The sequence below is a fragment of the Azospirillum tabaci genome, assembly GCF_014596085.1.
Classification (GTDB): Bacteria; Pseudomonadota; Alphaproteobacteria; order Azospirillales; family Azospirillaceae; genus Azospirillum; species Azospirillum tabaci.
The window spans coordinates 68,109-83,872 of record NZ_JACCJY010000002.1 but is presented as its reverse complement, the minus strand read 5'-3'; the positions used below and the strand labels follow the sequence as shown (position 1 = coordinate 83,872).

The following is a 15,764-nucleotide window of genomic DNA, read 5'->3' as shown; positions in this document are numbered from 1 at the left end:
CTCCCTCTTACTCGGCCGCCTGGGCGGGGGTGTGGCGCCGGATCGCCTGCCAGACCCGCTCCGGGGTCGCCGGCATGTCGAGATGCGTGACGCCGTACTCGGACAGGGCGTGCACCACCGCGTTCATCACGGCGGCCGACGCGCCGATGGTCCCGGCCTCGCCGCAGCCCTTCACGCCCAACGGATTGTGGGTGCAGGGCTGATCCTCGTGGTAGCGCACCGTGAAGGACGGCACGTCGTCCGCCCGCGGCATGCAGTAGTCCATGTAGGAGCCGGTGATGAGCTGGCCCGAGTCCTCGTCGTAGACGCAGTTCTCGTAGAGCGCCTGCCCGATGCCCTGGACCAGCCCGCCATGGACCTGCCCCTCGACGATCAGCGGGTTGATGACGCGCCCGAAATCGTCCACGGCGGCGAAGCTGACCACCTGGACGACGCCGGTGTCGGGGTCGATCTCGACCTCGCAGACGTGGCAGCCGTTGGGGTAGGTGAAGTTCTTCGGATCGTAGAAGGCCTGCTCGTCCAGCCCCGGTTCCAGCTCGTCCAGCGGGAAGTTGTGCGGGACGTAGGCTTGCAGGGCGATGTCGCCGATGGTCAGGGCCTTGTCGGTGCCCGCCACGACGAAACGCCCGTCCTTCACCTCGATGTCGGCCTCGGCGGCTTCCAGCATGTGGGCGGCGATCTTCTTGGCCTTGCGCTCCACCTTGTCCATCGCCTTGACGATGGCCGACCCGCCGACCGCCAGGGAGCGGGAGCCGTAGGTGCCCATGCCGAAGGGGATCTTGCTGGTGTCGCCGTGGACGATCTCCACATTCTCGATCGGCACGCCGAAGCGTTCGGAAACGAGCTGCGCGAAGGTCGTTTCGTGCCCCTGCCCATGGCTGTGGGAGCCGGTGAAGACCGTCACCGAACCGGTCGGGTGGAAGCGCACCTCCGCCGATTCATAAAGCCCGGCCCGCGCGCCGAGCGCGCCCGCGACGTTGCTCGGCGCGATGCCGCAGGCCTCGATGTAGGTGGCGAAGCCGATGCCGCGCAGCTTGCCGCGCCGGGCGGACTCGCCCCTGCGCGCCGCGAAACCGTCGTAGTCGACCAACGGCAGGGCGATGTCGAGATTCTTGGCGAAGTCACCGGTGTCGTACTGGAGCGCCACCGGCGTCTGGTACGGCATGGCGCTGGCCGGCACGAAGTTGCGGCGGCGCAGCTCCGCCTTGTCGATGCCCGTCTCGGCGGCGGCGACCTCGACCAGCCGCTCGATCAGGTAGCAGGCCTCCGGCCGTCCGGCGCCGCGGTAGGCGTCCACCGGCACGGTGTTGGTGAAGACCGCCTTCACCTCGGCGTAGATCGCCGGGGTCTTGTACTGGCCGGCCAGCAGCGTGGCGTAAAGGTAGGTCGGGATCGACGGCGCGAAGGTCGACAGGTAGGCGCCCATATTGGCGATGGTGGAAACGCGCAGCGCCAGGAAGTTGCCGTCCCGGTCCATCGCCAGCTCGGCGTGGCTGACATGGTCGCGGCCATGGGCGTCGGTCAGGAAGCTCTCGGAGCGCTCGGCGGTCCATTTCACCGGGCGTCCGACCTTCTTCGCCGCCCAGGTGACGACCGCCTCCTCCCCGTAATGGAAGATCTTGGAGCCGAAGCCGCCGCCGACGTCGGGGGCGACGACGCGCAGCTTGTGCTCGGGGATGCCCAGCACGAAGGCGCCCATCAGCAGGCGGATGACGTGCGGATTCTGGCTGGTGGTGGTCAGCGTGTGCTCGCCGGTCGCCCGGTCGTATTCGCCCAACGCCGCCCGCGGCTCCATCGCGTTGGGGACGAGCCGCTGGTTGACCAGATCGAGCTTCGCCACGTGGGCCGCCTGCGCAAAGGCCGCGTCCACCGCCGCCGCGTCGCCAAGATGCCAATCGAAGCAGACGTTGCCGCCGACGTCGTCATGGACCAGCGGCGCGCCGCCCTCCAGCGCCTTCAGCGAGGTCACCGCCGCCGGCAGCTCCTCGTAATCCACCATCACCAGCTCGGCGGCGTCCTTCGCCTGCTCGCGCGTCTCGGCGATGACCACGGCGATGGCGTCGCCGACGTAGCGGGTGCGGTCGCGGGCGATCGGGAAGTGCGGCGGCTCCTTCATCGGGGAACCGTCCTTGGAATGGATCTGCCAGCCGCAGGGCAGGCTGCCGACCTTGTCGGCCTCCATGTCGGCGCCGGTCAGCACGGCGATCACGCCGGGGGCCTGCATGGCCTCGGCCGCGTCGATGCCGGTGATGCGGGCGTGGGCGTAGGGGGACCGGACGAAGACCGCGTGAGTCTGGCCGGGTCGGTTGATGTCGTCGGTGTAGGTGCCGCGCCCGGTCAGGAAGCGCGCGTCCTCGCGCCGGCGCACGGAAGCGCCGATGCCGTTGGGGTTCGCCATCTTCGTGTTCCTCCCATGTGAGCCTTGCTTCTGCCCGTTATTCGGCGGCGGCCTTCATCGTGCCGCCCTGCATCGCCTCCGCCCCGGCCATCACCGCTTTGACGATGTTGTGGTAGCCGGTGCAGCGACAGATGTTGCCCTCCAGACCTTCGCGCACCTCATGCTCGCTGGGGGAGGGGTTGGTGGTCACCAGATCGACGGCGCTCATCACCATGCCTGGCGTGCAGAAGCCGCATTGCAGGCCGTGATGCTCGCGGAAGGCCGCCTGCATCGGGTGCAGCGTTCCGTCCGCCGCCGCCAGCCCCTCGATGGTGGTGACCGCGGCGCCGTCGGCCTGGGCGGCCAGCATGGTGCAGGACTTCACCGACCGCCCGTCCACATGGACGACGCAGGCGCCGCACTGGCTGGTGTCGCAACCGACATGGGTGCCGGTCAGGCCGAGCTGGTCACGGAGGAAGGTGACCAGCAGGGTCCGCTCCTCCACCTCGCGCGAGACCGCCTTTCCGTTGACGGTCATGGAAACGGTACACGGCATCCGCTGTCCTCCCATTGTTTGGTGACGTTCTGTTGCCTCGGACTTTCGCGACGCTTCTTTCGACGGTTTCTTCCGACTCTGCGGGATAAAGTGTGACGCAGGACCAACCGGAACAAGGATAGGGGGGCGTCGTCCTTTCCGGTCAAGACGCCGTTCGGCCTCCTCCGAAGGGAGAGTGATTGCGCCGAACCGCCGCGTGTCTATCGGTTCCTACGGACTGGCGGACCCACCGCCCACAAGTTAGGATAGCCAACAATCCGACGCAAACCAAAGCGTCTTACGAACGATCCGCAACGGACAGCCTTTTGGGAGGGAAGTAGAATGAAGCGTTTCCTGGCCGCGGTCGGCGTCTGCATGCTCACCGCGCTGCCGGCCCAGGCCGAGCAGTTCGTCACGGTCCTGACCGGCGGCACCAGCGGCGTCTACTACCCGCTGGGTGTGGCGCTGTCCGGCATCTACGGCAAGGCCATCCCGGGGGCCAAGGTCACGGTCCAGGCGACCAAGGCGTCGGTGGAGAACCTGAACCTCCTCCAGTCGGAGCGCGGCGAGATCGCCTTCTCGCTCGGCGATTCGCTGAGCGGCGCCTGGAAGGGCGACGAGGAGGCCGGCTTCAAGACCAAGCTGACCAAGCTGCGCACCGTCGCCGCGATCTACCCCAACTACATTCAGATCGTCGCCAGCAAGGATTCCGGCGTGAAGACGCTGGCCGACCTGAAGGGCAAGCGCGTGTCGGTCGGCGCGCCGAAGTCGGGGACGGAGCTGAACGCCCGCGCGATCTTTGCCGCCGCCGGTCTGGGCTACAAGGACTTTGCCAAGACCGAGTATCTGCCCTTCGCCGAATCGGTGGACCTGATCAAGAACCGGCAGCTCGACGCGACGCTGATCTCCGCGGGCCTCGGCGTGGCGGCGATCAAGGATCTGGCGACCTCGCAGGACATCACCATCGTGTCGATCCCGGCCGACGTGATCCAGAAGGTCGGCGACCCGGCCTACATCGCGGAGACCATCCCGGCCAACAGCTACAGCGGCCAGAGCGAGCCGGTGCCGACCGCGGCGGTGCGCAACCTGCTGGTCACCCACTCTGGTGTCTCGGACGACGCGGTCTATGCGATGACCAAGGCGATGTTCGAGAATCTCGACGCGATGGGCGCCGCCCACGCCGCCGCCAAGCAGATCAAGCTGGACGCCACCACCCTCCAGTCGCCGGTGCCGCTGCATCCGGGGGCCGAGAAGTTCTACAAGGAAAAGGGCCTGATGTAAGCGCGCCGCGTCGTCCCGGAATCCCCGTGCGATGAGCGCATCAACCCAACCGGCGGCCTCTCAAATGTCAGATGAGAAGATCCGCCAGGCCATCGACCGTGAGAACCCCTCCACGGTCGTGGCCTTCGAAGGCGTGGCGGGCAAGGCCGTCTTCGCCATCGCCGTCGCCTTTTCGCTGTTCCAGATCTGGACGGCGGCCTTCAACCCGCTGTCGAGCATGGTCGTCCGGTCGGTCCATGTCGGCTTTCTGCTGCTGATGACGTTCACTCTGTTCGGCTTCCGGCAGGAGGCGGAACGGCGCAGCGTGCCCTGGTACGACTGGCTGCTCGGCCTGGGCGCCTTTGCACTGGGTCTCTACCATTACGTTTTCGAGGTCGATCTCATCCAGCGGGCGGGCGATCCGAACACCACGGACCTCATCGTCGGCACGCTGACCATCGCGCTGGTGTTCGAGGCGGCGCGGCGCATCATGGGGTGGGCGCTGCCGATCATGTGCGGCGTCTTCATCCCCTACGCGCTGTTCGGGCGGCATCTGCCCTTCGGGCTGGCCCATCGCGGCTACGACGTCGATCAGGTCATCGACAACCTGTACCTGTCGACCGAGGGGATCTACGGCACGCCCACCTTCGTGTCGGCGACCTTCATCTTCCTGTTCATCCTGTTCGGCGCCTTCCTGGAGCGCGCCGGCATGATCAAGCTGTTCAACGACGTGTCGCTCGGCCTCGTCGGTCACGCCAAGGGCGGACCGGCGAAGGTGGCGGTCATCTCCTCCGGCTTCATGGGGACGATCAACGGCTCGGGCGTGGCCAACGTGCTGACCACCGGCCAGTTCACCATCCCCCTGATGATGCGCTTCGGCTACCGCCCGGCCTTCGCCGGGGCGGTGGAGGCGACGGCCAGCATGGGCGGGCAGATCATGCCGCCGGTCATGGGGGCCGCCGCCTTCATCATGGCGGAGACCATCGGCGTCCCCTTCAGCGACATCGCCATCGCCGCCGCGATCCCGGCCATCCTCTATTTCGGCAGCGCCTTCTGGATGGTCCATCTGGAGGCCGGCAAGCACAACCTCGTCGGCCTGCCGAAGGACCAGTGCCCCAGCGTCCTCCGCGCGCTGAAGGAGAGCTGGTACCTGATCCTGCCGCTGGCGGCGCTGGTCTATCTGCTGTTCTCCGGCTTCACGCCGCTGTTCGCGGGGGTGATCGGCATCGCCCTGACCATCGCGCTGATCCTCGGCACGCGGATCGTCGGCTTCATCGGGCCGACGGTCCTGCGCGTCGGCTTCTGGGTCGTCCTCGGCCTGATCGCCGCGGCGCTGTGGCGGATGGGGCTGCGGACGGAGCATCTGGCCTTCGCCATCGTCGGCCTTCTGATCCTGCCTTGTCTGGCCCTCAGGGGCGGGCGGGAGACGCTGGCGCTGCTGGTGCAGAGCCTCGCCGACGGCGCCAAGAACGCCGTGGGTGTGGGCGTGGCCTGCGCGCTGGTGGGGGTGCTGATCGGCATCCTGACCCTGACCGGACTGGCCTCCAGCTTCGCCTCCACCATCATGGATCTGTCGGGCGGCAATCTGCTGATCGCGCTGCTGCTGACCATGCTGGCCTGCATCGTCCTGGGCACCGGTCTGCCGACGACGGCGAACTACATCATCACCGCGGCCATCGCGGCGCCGGCTCTGCTGCAGATGGGCGTTCCGCTCATCGTCTCGCACATGTTCGTCTTCTACTTCGGCATCATGGCCGACCTGACGCCCCCGGTGGCTCTGGCGGCGCTGGCCGCCTCGTCCATCTGCCGGGCCGGGCACATGGAGATCGGCTGGATCGCCACGCGGGTCGCCATGGCGGGCTACGTCGTGCCCTTCATGGCGGTGTACGACCCGGCGCTGATGCTCCAGACCGACGATCCGCTGGCCGTGGCCTACGTCCTGTTCAAGGCGCTGATGTCCATCGGCCTCTGGGGCGCGGCGACCATCGGCTATTTCTGGACGCCGATGACCTGGGCGGAGCGAGTGTTCGCGGCGGCGGCGGCTTTCCTGTTCGTTCTGTCCCTGCCGGTGACGGACGAGGCCGGATTCGTCATGACGGTGGCTTTCCTGCTGTGGCAGCGCCATCGCCTGCGCCGCCTGGGGCGGACCAGCGCCCCAGCATGACGGAGGCGGCATGATGGCGGCGGTATGAGCGTGGCGTTATGCCTGTCGGCGCTCGGCGGGGCGGTTCTGGCCGCCCTGCCGGGTCCCGCCTTCACCTTGTCCTGGACCCATTCGGTGGAGAAGACCGAATGGCGGGAGGAGTGGCGCATCGAGAACGGGCGTCTCGTCCTGACCGAAGCCCGCGTGAAGGGGAGCGGCGCCGGGATGGAGCCGCCGGCGGGCGCCCGCTTGGCCGCTGGCTGGTGGGTCTGGGCACCGGCGGTGCCGCCGCTGGAGCGGCTGGTCCTGGCCGCCTCGTCCTTCACGCCGGACCACGAACTGTGCGCGGCTGGAGCGTGCCGCCCGCTTCGCGAATGGTTCGGCGGATCGGTCCCAAGCCCCCTGGAAATCAGGCCCTGCCCGTAAGCCCCGCTGTTCACGCACGGCGGTCAAGGGAATTCGGAAGGGCCGAACCGGCTTGGCTTAAGCCGTTCGGAGACGCATACTCCCGCAACTGATATTACAGCCGAATGCGTATGATGACCGACGCCCGACCGACCCGACACCGCCTCACCCGTTTCCTGGCCGCCCCCCTGGCCGCCATCGGCGGCCTCGCCGCTGCCGGACTGCCGGGGCTGGCCCTGGCGGCGGAGGCGTCAGGAGCCCCGCATCTCGACGGGCGCGACCTGAGTGTCTTCTGGGTGATTCCCTTCGTCGGAATTCTGCTGTCCATCGCGCTGATGCCTCTGCTGGCGCCGTCCTTCTGGCATCATCATTTCGGCAAGGTCGCCGCCGGCTGGGCCATCGCCTTTCTGCTGCCCTTCGCGCTGACCTTCGGGGCGGGCCTCGCCACGTACGAGCTGCTGCACACCCTGCTTCTCGAATACATCCCCTTCATCGTGCTGCTGACCGCCCTGTTCACGGTGGCGGGCGGCGTGCGGATCGCCGGCACCCTGGTGGGAACGCCGCTGGCGAACACGCTGGGCCTCGGGCTGGGCACGCTGCTGGCGAGCCTGATGGGAACGACCGGCGCCTCGATGCTGCTGATCCGTCCGCTGATCCGCGCCAACGAACACCGGCGGCACAAGGTGCACACCGTCGTCTTCTTCATCTTCCTGGTGTCGAACGTCGGCGGCTCCCTGACTCCGCTGGGCGATCCGCCGCTGTTCCTGGGCTTCCTGAAGGGCGTCAGCTTCTTCTGGCCGACCGTGCACCTGTTCTGGCCGATGATGCTGGTGGCCGGCTGCCTGCTGGCGATCTACTTCGTGCTGGACCTCTATCTGCACACCAAGGACCCCGGCAAGCATCCGCTGATCGAAGGCGTGCATGAGCGGGAGCCGGTGCGGGTCGAGGGGGCGGTGAACCTGCTCCTCCTCGTCGCCATCGTCGGCGCGGTGCTGCTGAGCGGTGTCTGGCATCCGGGGGTGGGGGTGGAGATCTACCACATCCACGTGCCGCTGGAGACGATCGTCAGCAATCTGCTGCTTCTCGGCATCACCGGCCTGTCGCTGAAGCTGACCAGCGCGCGCAGCCGCCGTCTGAACGCCTTCACTTGGGGGCCGATCCTGGAGGTGGCGAAGCTGTTCGCCGCGATTTTCCTGACCATCATCCCGGCCATCGCCATCCTGAGGGCAGGCACGGACGGCGCGCTGGGCGCCATCATCGCGGCGGTGAACCAGGACGGCCAGCCGGTTCCGGCGGCCTATTTCTGGGCGGCGGGCATCCTGTCGAGCTTCCTCGACAACGCGCCGACCTATTTGATCTTCTTCAACACCGCCGGCGGCGACGCACAGGTGCTGATGACCGACCTCGCCGTGACTCTGGCGGCCATTTCGGCGGGCGCCGTGTTCATGGGCGCCAACACCTACATCGGCAACGCGCCGAACTTCATGGTCAAGGCCATCGCTGAGGAGCGCGGCGTCGCGATGCCGAGCTTCTTCGGCTACATGCTGTGGTCTTGCGGCATCCTGGTGCCGCTGTTCGTCCTGGTGACCTGGGTGTTCTTCCTCTAGGTGCGGATGCCGGGCGGCCCCTCGCCCGGCGCTTTCACCGTCAGTGCGACATCAGCACCGGCACGTCCAGATTCGCCAGAACCGTGCGGGTGGCGCCGCCGAGGACCATTTCCCGAAGGCGGGAATGGCCGTAGGAGCCCATCACCAGCAGATCGCCGCCCAGTTCGCGGCAGGAGCTGATCAGGACGTCGCCGACGTCGCCACCCTGGAAGATGGTCGCCTGATGCTGGCTGCGCACGCCGTGGCGTTCCAGCCAGATCATCAGGTCGCGCCCGCTGTCCAGCTTGTGGCCCGGCGGGTCGATGGTGACGACGGTGACCTTCTCGGCCTCCTTCAGGAATGGCAGGGCGTTGCGCACGGCGCGCCCGGCTTCCCGCGTGTTCTTCCAGGCCACCACCACGTGGCGCCCGATCACCGCAGCGGATGGCGCGGCGTAGGGCAGGACCAGCGTGGGGCATGGGCTGGTCAGCGGCAGCCGGTCCGGCACCTGGAGCATCACCCGGTCGCCGCGCTCGTCGTCGTGGCTTTGCGTGACCAAGGCGAGGTCGGCGTAGGCGGCGCGGGCGGCCAGCAGCTCCACATGGTCGCCTTCCTCGATCGTCCAGGAGTAGGAGCAGTCCTTCAGCGTCTGCCGCACCTCCTGCTCGATCTGCTCGGCCTTCTCGTGGGCAATGGCCGTGGCCTCCGCGATGTAGGCGTAGGAGGCTGCGCGTCCGGTCACCGCGGCGGGCATGGACACCGGCGTGGCGACGAACAGCACCTCCACGAAGGCGGAGAAGCGCTTGGCGAGAGCCGCGGCGGCCTCCAGCCGCTGGGAATGGCGGTCGTCGTTCGACATGTGCAGCAGGATCGTCTTGATCGGCATGGTCTCGCTCGCAGGTTTCGAACCGGATGACCGGGATTCCATTGGTAACGTTTGCCGGGCCGGTCTGGCAACGGCGTGGCTAGCGGCTGGCGAGGCCGGTGCGCCCGCCCGCGCCGGGGTCGGGAGGAAGACCGGAGATTTCCAGAAGCAGCTTGCTCAAAATGGCGTCGGCGAAGGCCTCGAAACTGACGGCGGGCACCAGGAAGGCACCGGGTCCGCCGATCACATGCTCCTCGTAGTAGCCGTCGAGGTTGGTCGGAGCCGCGCCGCCCCAGGGATTGGGCCGGTCGTTCAGGATCGGCAAGCCGTTGATGGTGATCCCGGCGGCGACCGCCTCGTCGCGCGCCCATTGCACCGGGCGCCCGCGGTTGTTGACCCCGTCGCCCGAAACGTCGATCACCCGACGCGCCCCTTCGAACCCGTTGTCGTTGAACAGGCGTGCGCTGAAGTCGATGGCCGCGCTGATCGAGGTCCATTGCGCGCTGAGGGTGGGCGATTCGGCGATGGAGGAGGCGAAGGCTTCGACGCTGCCTTGGTCGCTCAGCAGGGTCCAGGGCACGGTGATGCGCTGAAAACTGTCCCCGGCCCATTCGACGTAAGTGACGGCGATGCGCCCATAGGGGCCGCCGCGGATGGCCGCCTGGATCTTCGGGTCGGTGAGGGCGGCGACGTAGCCCTCGCGCTGGAGGCGGCCTTCCTCCGCGTCCACGCTGCCGGACACGTCCACGGCCAACACCAGCTCCAGGTCGACCGGCGTGTCGGCCAGGGCCTGCCCGCCCGCTCCGCCGACCAGAAGAACCGCGACGGCGACCCCCGCCAGACGCCTCGCACCGTCCATGCCGTGTCTCCCCCGCGGATGTTTTCGCCGAGTCCCCCTTAGAAAAGAGATCGCAACGGCGCCACGACAAGGGGCCTTGTGCGTGAGGCGTTGACGGATGGGAGTCGCCACGCCACCTCTCCACCCCATGCCGACCGAATTTCCGAACGAATTTCCCGCCCGGCCGTTGTTCCTGGGCAGCGAGATCTACCGGGGCTCCAGCTATGGTGCGAAGCATCCGCTGGCCATCCCGCGGGTGTCCACCGCCATCGACCTCAGCCGCGCCATGGGATGGCTTCCCGACGCGGTCTACCGCGACAGCCCCCTGGCGTCGCCGCAGGAACTGGCCCGCTTCCACACCCCGGACTACATCGCCGCCCTTCATCGCGCTGAGGCGGACCAGCACGTGGATGCCGCGACGGGAGAGCGCTACAACCTCGGGCGGCTGGAGAATCCCGTCTTTCCGGAGATGTACCGCCGCCCCGCCATCAGCACCGGCGCCGCCATCCTGGCCGGGCGCCTGCTGGCGGAGGTGCCCGCCGGCATCGTCTACAGCCCGGCCAGCGGCACGCACCACGCCCGTCCGGGGCGGGCCAGCGGCTTCTGCTACCTCAACGCCCCGGTGCTGGGCATCCTGGCTCTGCTCGATTCCGGGATCGAACGCGTGCTCTATGTGGATCTCGACGCCCACCACGGCGACGGGGTGGAGGACGCTTTCGCCGACGACGACCGGGTGCTGACCCTGTCGGTCCATGAGGACGGGCGCTGGCCTTACACCGGCAAGGCGGAGGATCGGCCGGGCGATCTGGCCTTCAATCTGCCGGTCCCTCCGGAGTTCAACGACACGGAGATGGATTACCTTCTGGAGACGGTGATCCTGCCGCTGGGGCAGGCGTTCCGCCCCCAGGCGCTGGTCATCCAGACCGGAGCCGACGCCCTGGCCGAGGACCCGCTGAGCCGGCTGGACCTGTCGAACGGCGCGCTGTGGCGGGCGGTGAGGGCGCTGATGGGGCTGGCGCCGCGCCTGCTGGTGGTCGGGGGAGGGGGCTACAATCCTTGGTCCGTCGGGCGTTGCTGGGCGGGGATCTGGGCGGTGTTGAACGACATCGCCCCGACGGTGCCGCCGACGCCGGAGGCGGAGAGTGTGCTGCGGGCGCTGAGGTGGTCGCGCGCCGCCGGGCGCAACCCGCCGGAGCATTGGTTCACCACCCTTGCCGACGTGCCGCGCCCCGGCCTGTTGCGGGACGAGGTGCGTCGCGTTGCCGCTGCGGCAATCGCGAAGATGGTCTGGACTGGATAATCTTTGAAAAGTTTTTCATTCACTCATGTCACGCAGTTGACGTAATGGGACGAATCGGACAGCCTGATTCGCGCGACTCGGGCTGTCCGCTGGCCATTCCGATGAATCGCGCCATGCCGGGAGCCGGAGAAGGAAAGGGGCAGGCCGCCGATGTCCAACACCACCTTGCTCCTGCTGACCATCGCCGCGATGATGCTGGCCGCCGTACCGGTCGCCATGATGCTGAAGCGTTTCCTGCCCGACTTTCTCCATCGCTCCGCAGGCATCGATCAGCTTGAGAACCGCATCTACGTCCTGCATTCGGAAATTCACGAGCTTCAGGACCGGGTGAACGGCAAGGTGCAGCGGCGCAACCAAGCGTCCGCCGAGAAGCACCGCGCCGAAACGGAAAACCGCAAGATGGAGCGGGCGATCGCGGAAATCGCCCTTCAGCCGCCCGTGTTCGTGCACGAGGTGGGCGATCCCCAGGCCGGCCTGTCGAAATTCCTGGTGAACGTTGCCCAGGAGAAAGCCTCTTCCGGCGGTGACAAGTCCCAGCTCAACCCGATCTGGCGCTGCGCCAACGTGGCGGAGGTCTGGGCGTCCAATGCGGAGGAGGCCAAGCAGCTCGTCGAGGTGGCGTTTCCCTTCAAGATGGGCTTCACCAAGGCGTTCCAGAAGACGCAGGGGCGCCTCAACCCCGGCCGGATCAACCCCGGTCGGATCAAGGCGCCCGCGCCATGATGATCAATTTCCTCATCATCCTGGGAATCATCGCCATCGGGGCGTGGCTGGGCAATGTGCTGCTGGCGGTCGACGCTCAGGTGGCGCAAAGCCGCAGCCGGATGCGCGCCGCCAAGGACACCATCGGCAAGCTGGAGGCAACGATTCGTCGTCTCCAACACGAGGAGGAGAACGTCGCCAAGGAGATCGACGCGTGCATGGCCGACACGGTCGAGGCGCGGCGCAAGCAGTCGGACATCCAGCGACGTCTGTCCGAGGCGCAGACCAAGCAGCGGCCCCAGCTCCTGATCCTGACCGACCGACGCAATCCGAACGACAAGGAATGGCTGGTGACCGTCGTCAACACCCAGGTCGGCGAGATCGACGCGCTGCACCCGCTGGCCGTCGAGTGGGCGCGCGGGCGCGATTATCTCGTCTGGGCGGAGAGCGACCGGGAGGCTGGGGAACGGGCCATCCGCCGCTTCAGCGCCCGGCCCGGCTACCAGATCAGGCAGGTCAAGCCGCTGACCAAGGACATCTACACCACCGCCACCGACCGGACGGCGGCGTAACGCTGCCGGAGAGACGCCGCTGGACAGGCGCGCGCCGCGGCGGCATCGTCCAAGCTCTGAACGTCAAGGGATGGGTTGGTCGCGATGATCGGACGGGCTGTGCGTGGCCTCTTGGGTGGGCTTCTGATGGGGGCCGCGATTTTGCTGTCGGCCCTGCCGGCGGCGGCTTTGGAGAGCTTCGCGCGCTCCTCCCTGACCGTCGAGACGGCTGGCGGCGGCAAGTACCGCTTCGACGTGGAACTGGCGGAAACCCCTGCGCAGCAGGCCCAGGGGCTAATGTTCCGCGAGAAGATGGCCGCCGACGCCGGCATGCTGTTCACCTACGACCGCCCGCAGCCGGCCAGCTTCTGGATGAAGAACACGCTGATCCCGCTCGACATGATCTTCATCGGGGCGGACGGCCGGATCATGAACATCCACGCCAACGCCGTGCCGCAGTCGCTGGACGCGGTGAACTCGGCCGGTCCGGTGAAGGGCATTCTTGAGATCAACGGCGGCATGAGCGCTCGTCTGGGCATTCGACCGGGCGACCGGGTGGTGCATTCGGTCTTCGGCGCCGCAAAGTGACGACGCCGCGGCGCTAACGAATCGCGTTGGGAATTGCGAAGGCGGTCAGGATGAGCCGGGCCGCCTCCTCGGGCTCAAGGGCCCCGCTCACTACGGCGGCCGCTTGCGGGTGCAGCCACTTCCGCAAGGCGCGCCGCAGCCCGCCGTCGGACGGCGGCATGTCCTCCAGCACCGCCGCCGGCGTGGTCTGCCGCGCCAAACGAGCGGCGGCGAGGGCCACCAGCCCGGGGTCGGAGCCCACACCGACCAGCCCGGCCGGCCGCCGCTCGGCGACGATCCGCGCGAGAGCGAGGACGGAGGTGACGGTGTGGCGCTTGGCGAGGTCGATCTGCCCAATGCCGGGGTGCAGCGCCGCCCGCAACGTCCCACCGCCCATCGGCGCCACCACGTCGAGCGCGTACCCCCGCCGCCGCAAGGCATCGGCCAGAGCCACGGCGGCCCGACCGGCAGGGGTATCGTCCAGCCCGGAAACGAAGACGGCAAGTCGGGGAGGGGGCGGGAGGGGGCTGTTCACGGACGGGGTTCGGCGCGGTCGAAAGGGGCGGCATCATACGGAAGGTCCACCCTGCGGGATAGATGCGGCTGCGTCTTGCCGTCCGCGCAGGGTTCGTGTATTCCACTGCGCGACGTCGGGGCGTAGCGCAGTCTGGTCAGCGCGCCAGTTTTGGGTACTGGAGGCCCCCGGTTCGAATCCGGGCGCCCCGACCAACGAAATTCGAACGATGCACCACGCACGTATCAGAGGAGATGCCGCGTCATGAAGGTCCGGATCTACCAGCCGAGCAAAGCGGCCACTCAGTCCGGGCGTGCCAAGACGCATCGTTGGCTGCTTGAGTATGAGATTGAAACCCCGCGCCGTCCGGAGCCGCTGATGGGTTGGATCAGCTCCGGCGACACGCTGAACCAGGTGCGCATCGGTTTCGAAACGGCGGAGGAGGCGGTCGCCTTCGCGCAGCGCAAAGGCTGGGACTACACGGTCCAGGATGCGCCGGTTCGCCGCGTCCGCCCGCGCAACTACGCCGACAATTTCCGCATGGACCGTCCGCGCTTCTGATCCGGACCGGGGCCCCATAGCTCAGTTGGATAGAGCAATCGCCTTCTAAGCGATAGGTCGCAGGTTCGAATCCTGCTGGGGTCGCCACTTCCCTTTGCCGCACCGTTTGCTCATCACCGATCCGGACAGTCCGCTGGTCACCATCAGCGGACCTCCTCGATTCTCAAGAAGGTCAACATAGTTATCCCCATATCCCCATTGTCATAGGCAAGGGGAGTGCGAAGCCTCTGGTGGAGCTGCAACGCTGACGATGTGCAGCGCATCCAACGGCTTCGCGTCGCGATGACCATGCCCAATTTGGGGGCATGGTGGCACCTCGTCGCCGCTTCAACAGGCTTGAAGACTCATCCACAAAGTTATCCACAGAAAATGGGGATAACCCGAAAGTGCCTGTGGGAGGCGGGGCTGAGGCGTTATCATGCGCCGCGGCCCCAACTATTGACCGGAAGGAACGGTTTCCGTGCCGGTGACGTTTCACGGGGCGCTGATCAATCCCACGCCGTTCGGCGTCAGTACGAGGTGATGTCTTGGTGGGTTGGGTCGTCAAAACGCTTCTGTTGTGCTTCGTGGTCGGGTTGGTGCTGTCGTTCCTGAACATCAACCCGGCCAATATCCTGACCAACAGTTGGGACACGGTCCAGGACATTGCCCGTCTGGCCGCGGACCTGTTCCATTGGGCGCTGCCCTACATCCTGATCGGGGCGGTGATCGTCGTTCCGTTGTCCGTCATTGGAGCGGTCATGCGCTGGACGCGCACACGGCACCGTCCCTGACACGGCCCGAAGTTCACCACCGGCACAAGAAAAAACCGGAGATTCGAAGGAATCTCCGGCTAAGTGAATACAGGGAGGGTTAGAGACAAGGACTGTATATCTGTATGGCATATCCTCTTCGTTGATCTGTATCAATCCGCGCTAAATTAATTGAGTCGCTGCAATCAAGCCTGTTTTGTTTTAGGACAAAAAAATAGCCGAGGGTTCCATTGGAACCCCCGGCATAGGCGAATACAGGGAGGGTTAGAGACAAGAGCGTTCTACCTCTTCGCGCCCCGAGCCACGTTGACATAGATCAAACACTTTTCGCATTGCAGCGAAGGTTTAGCGTCTTACTTATGCGTGTGTCCGTAGAGAATCGAAGGATCGGTCTCAACGTCCTGAATGATCTCAAGTTTTCCATCACGCAAAGCGCGGTAGAAGCAACTGCGCCGACCGGTGTGGCAGGCCACGCCGTCCTGTTCCACGATCACCAGCAGGGTGTCGCCGTCGCAATCAACGCGGAAATCCTTCAGCCGCTGCATCTGGCCGGAGGTCTCGCCCTTGCGCCACAGCCCCTTCCGGGACCGTGACCAATAGCAGACGCGGCCCGTGCGCAGCGTTTCCAGCACGGCCTCGCGGTTCATCCAGGCCATCATCAGGATCTCGCCGGTTCCCTCGGCCTGGGCGATGGCCGGGACCAGCCCGTCGGCGTTGAAGGCGATGGCGGCAATCACCTCCTCAAAAGAGGGCTCGAATGCAGGCTCGCACGCGGTGGTGTCCGTCATAATGTCCCATCCTCGCATAT

16 protein-coding genes and 2 tRNA genes are annotated in these 15,764 nt (G+C 66.8%); 12 read left to right on the top strand and 6 right to left on the bottom strand.

Going from position 1 to position 15,764, the window contains the following annotated elements; all coding sequences use genetic code 11:
* Positions 1-7: 7 nt before the first annotated feature.
* Both H0B54_RS03540 and H0B54_RS03535 read right to left on the bottom strand, forming a co-directional pair.
* Entirely contained in the window at positions 8-2,398 is a 2,391-nt protein-coding gene (locus tag H0B54_RS03540) for a xanthine dehydrogenase family protein molybdopterin-binding subunit (protein WP_188259264.1), read from the bottom strand.
* A 37-nt stretch (positions 2,399-2,435) separates the two neighbouring features.
* Positions 2,436-2,933 (bottom strand): (2Fe-2S)-binding protein, encoded by a 498-nt coding sequence (locus H0B54_RS03535; RefSeq protein ID WP_188259263.1) that lies wholly within the window; start codon positions 2,931-2,933, stop codon positions 2,436-2,438.
* 321 nt (positions 2,934-3,254) lie between these two features.
* Here H0B54_RS03535 and H0B54_RS03530 point away from each other — a divergent pair, with 321 nt between their 5' ends.
* The 4 genes from H0B54_RS03530 (at position 3,255) to H0B54_RS03515 (ending at position 8,327) form a co-directional block, all read left to right on the top strand.
* Positions 3,255-4,193, top strand: a complete 939-nt coding sequence (locus H0B54_RS03530; RefSeq protein ID WP_188259262.1) for a TAXI family TRAP transporter solute-binding subunit — start codon at positions 3,255-3,257, stop codon at positions 4,191-4,193.
* A gap of 64 nt (positions 4,194-4,257) precedes the next feature.
* Positions 4,258-6,336 carry a TRAP transporter permease gene (locus H0B54_RS03525; RefSeq protein WP_246472307.1) on the top strand — a complete coding sequence of 693 codons (2,079 nt, stop codon included), beginning with the start codon at positions 4,258-4,260 and terminating at the stop codon, positions 6,334-6,336.
* Positions 6,337-6,360: 24 nt separating this feature from the next.
* Positions 6,361-6,741: a DUF1850 domain-containing protein gene (locus tag H0B54_RS03520; RefSeq protein ID WP_188259260.1), complete on the top strand. Its 381-nt coding sequence runs from the start codon at positions 6,361-6,363 to the stop codon at positions 6,739-6,741.
* Between the two features lie 110 nt (positions 6,742-6,851).
* Positions 6,852-8,327: a sodium:proton antiporter gene (locus tag H0B54_RS03515; protein ID WP_246472306.1), complete on the top strand. Its 1,476-nt coding sequence runs from the start codon at positions 6,852-6,854 to the stop codon at positions 8,325-8,327.
* A gap of 40 nt (positions 8,328-8,367) precedes the next feature.
* Here H0B54_RS03515 and H0B54_RS03510 read toward each other — a convergent pair whose 3' ends face one another.
* On the bottom strand, positions 8,368-9,192 hold the full coding sequence (locus H0B54_RS03510) for a universal stress protein (RefSeq protein ID WP_188259259.1): 825 nt from the start codon (positions 9,190-9,192) through the stop codon (positions 8,368-8,370).
* Between the two features lie 79 nt (positions 9,193-9,271).
* Complete coding sequence (locus H0B54_RS03505) at positions 9,272-10,030, bottom strand: DUF1194 domain-containing protein (RefSeq protein ID WP_188259258.1); 759 nt, start codon at positions 10,028-10,030, stop codon at positions 9,272-9,274.
* Between the two features lie 97 nt (positions 10,031-10,127).
* Here H0B54_RS03505 and H0B54_RS03500 point away from each other — a divergent pair, with 97 nt between their 5' ends.
* From H0B54_RS03500 to H0B54_RS03485, 4 genes are all read left to right on the top strand, one after another.
* The gene (locus tag H0B54_RS03500) at positions 10,128-11,309 is read left to right on the top strand and encodes an acetoin utilization protein AcuC (protein WP_425490001.1); all 1,182 of its coding nucleotides are present in this window, start codon (positions 10,128-10,130) and stop codon (positions 11,307-11,309) included.
* Between the two features lie 150 nt (positions 11,310-11,459).
* Complete coding sequence (locus H0B54_RS03495; RefSeq protein ID WP_188259257.1) at positions 11,460-12,032, top strand: hypothetical protein; 573 nt, start codon at positions 11,460-11,462, stop codon at positions 12,030-12,032.
* Positions 12,029-12,583, top strand: coding sequence for a hypothetical protein (locus H0B54_RS03490; protein ID WP_094302120.1), 555 nt, complete (start codon positions 12,029-12,031; stop codon positions 12,581-12,583). The genes H0B54_RS03495 and H0B54_RS03490 overlap by 4 nt, the downstream gene beginning before the upstream one ends.
* Before the next feature lie 126 nt (positions 12,584-12,709).
* Positions 12,710-13,150 carry a DUF192 domain-containing protein gene (locus tag H0B54_RS03485; RefSeq protein WP_246472305.1) on the top strand — a complete coding sequence of 147 codons (441 nt, stop codon included), beginning with the start codon at positions 12,710-12,712 and terminating at the stop codon, positions 13,148-13,150.
* 13 nt (positions 13,151-13,163) lie between these two features.
* Here H0B54_RS03485 and H0B54_RS03480 read toward each other — a convergent pair whose 3' ends face one another.
* Complete coding sequence (locus H0B54_RS03480; RefSeq protein WP_188259255.1) at positions 13,164-13,664, bottom strand: hypothetical protein; 501 nt, start codon at positions 13,662-13,664, stop codon at positions 13,164-13,166.
* 116 nt (positions 13,665-13,780) lie between these two features.
* Between H0B54_RS03480 and H0B54_RS03475 the strand changes: the two genes are divergently transcribed.
* The 4 genes from H0B54_RS03475 (at position 13,781) to H0B54_RS03460 (ending at position 14,977) form a co-directional block, all read left to right on the top strand.
* Positions 13,781-13,858: transfer RNA gene (locus tag H0B54_RS03475), tRNA-Pro, on the top strand.
* Between the two features lie 49 nt (positions 13,859-13,907).
* Positions 13,908-14,204 carry an ETC complex I subunit gene (locus H0B54_RS03470; protein ID WP_094302117.1) on the top strand — a complete coding sequence of 99 codons (297 nt, stop codon included), beginning with the start codon at positions 13,908-13,910 and terminating at the stop codon, positions 14,202-14,204.
* 10 nt (positions 14,205-14,214) lie between these two features.
* Positions 14,215-14,291 (top strand) — tRNA-Arg (locus H0B54_RS03465).
* A 443-nt stretch (positions 14,292-14,734) separates the two neighbouring features.
* On the top strand, positions 14,735-14,977 hold the full coding sequence (locus tag H0B54_RS03460) for a DUF6460 domain-containing protein (protein ID WP_247894981.1): 243 nt from the start codon (positions 14,735-14,737) through the stop codon (positions 14,975-14,977).
* Positions 14,978-15,309: 332 nt separating this feature from the next.
* Here H0B54_RS03460 and hisI read toward each other — a convergent pair whose 3' ends face one another.
* Complete coding sequence (gene hisI, locus H0B54_RS03455; protein WP_188259254.1) at positions 15,310-15,744, bottom strand: phosphoribosyl-AMP cyclohydrolase; 435 nt, start codon at positions 15,742-15,744, stop codon at positions 15,310-15,312.
* Positions 15,745-15,764 lie beyond the last annotated feature (20 nt).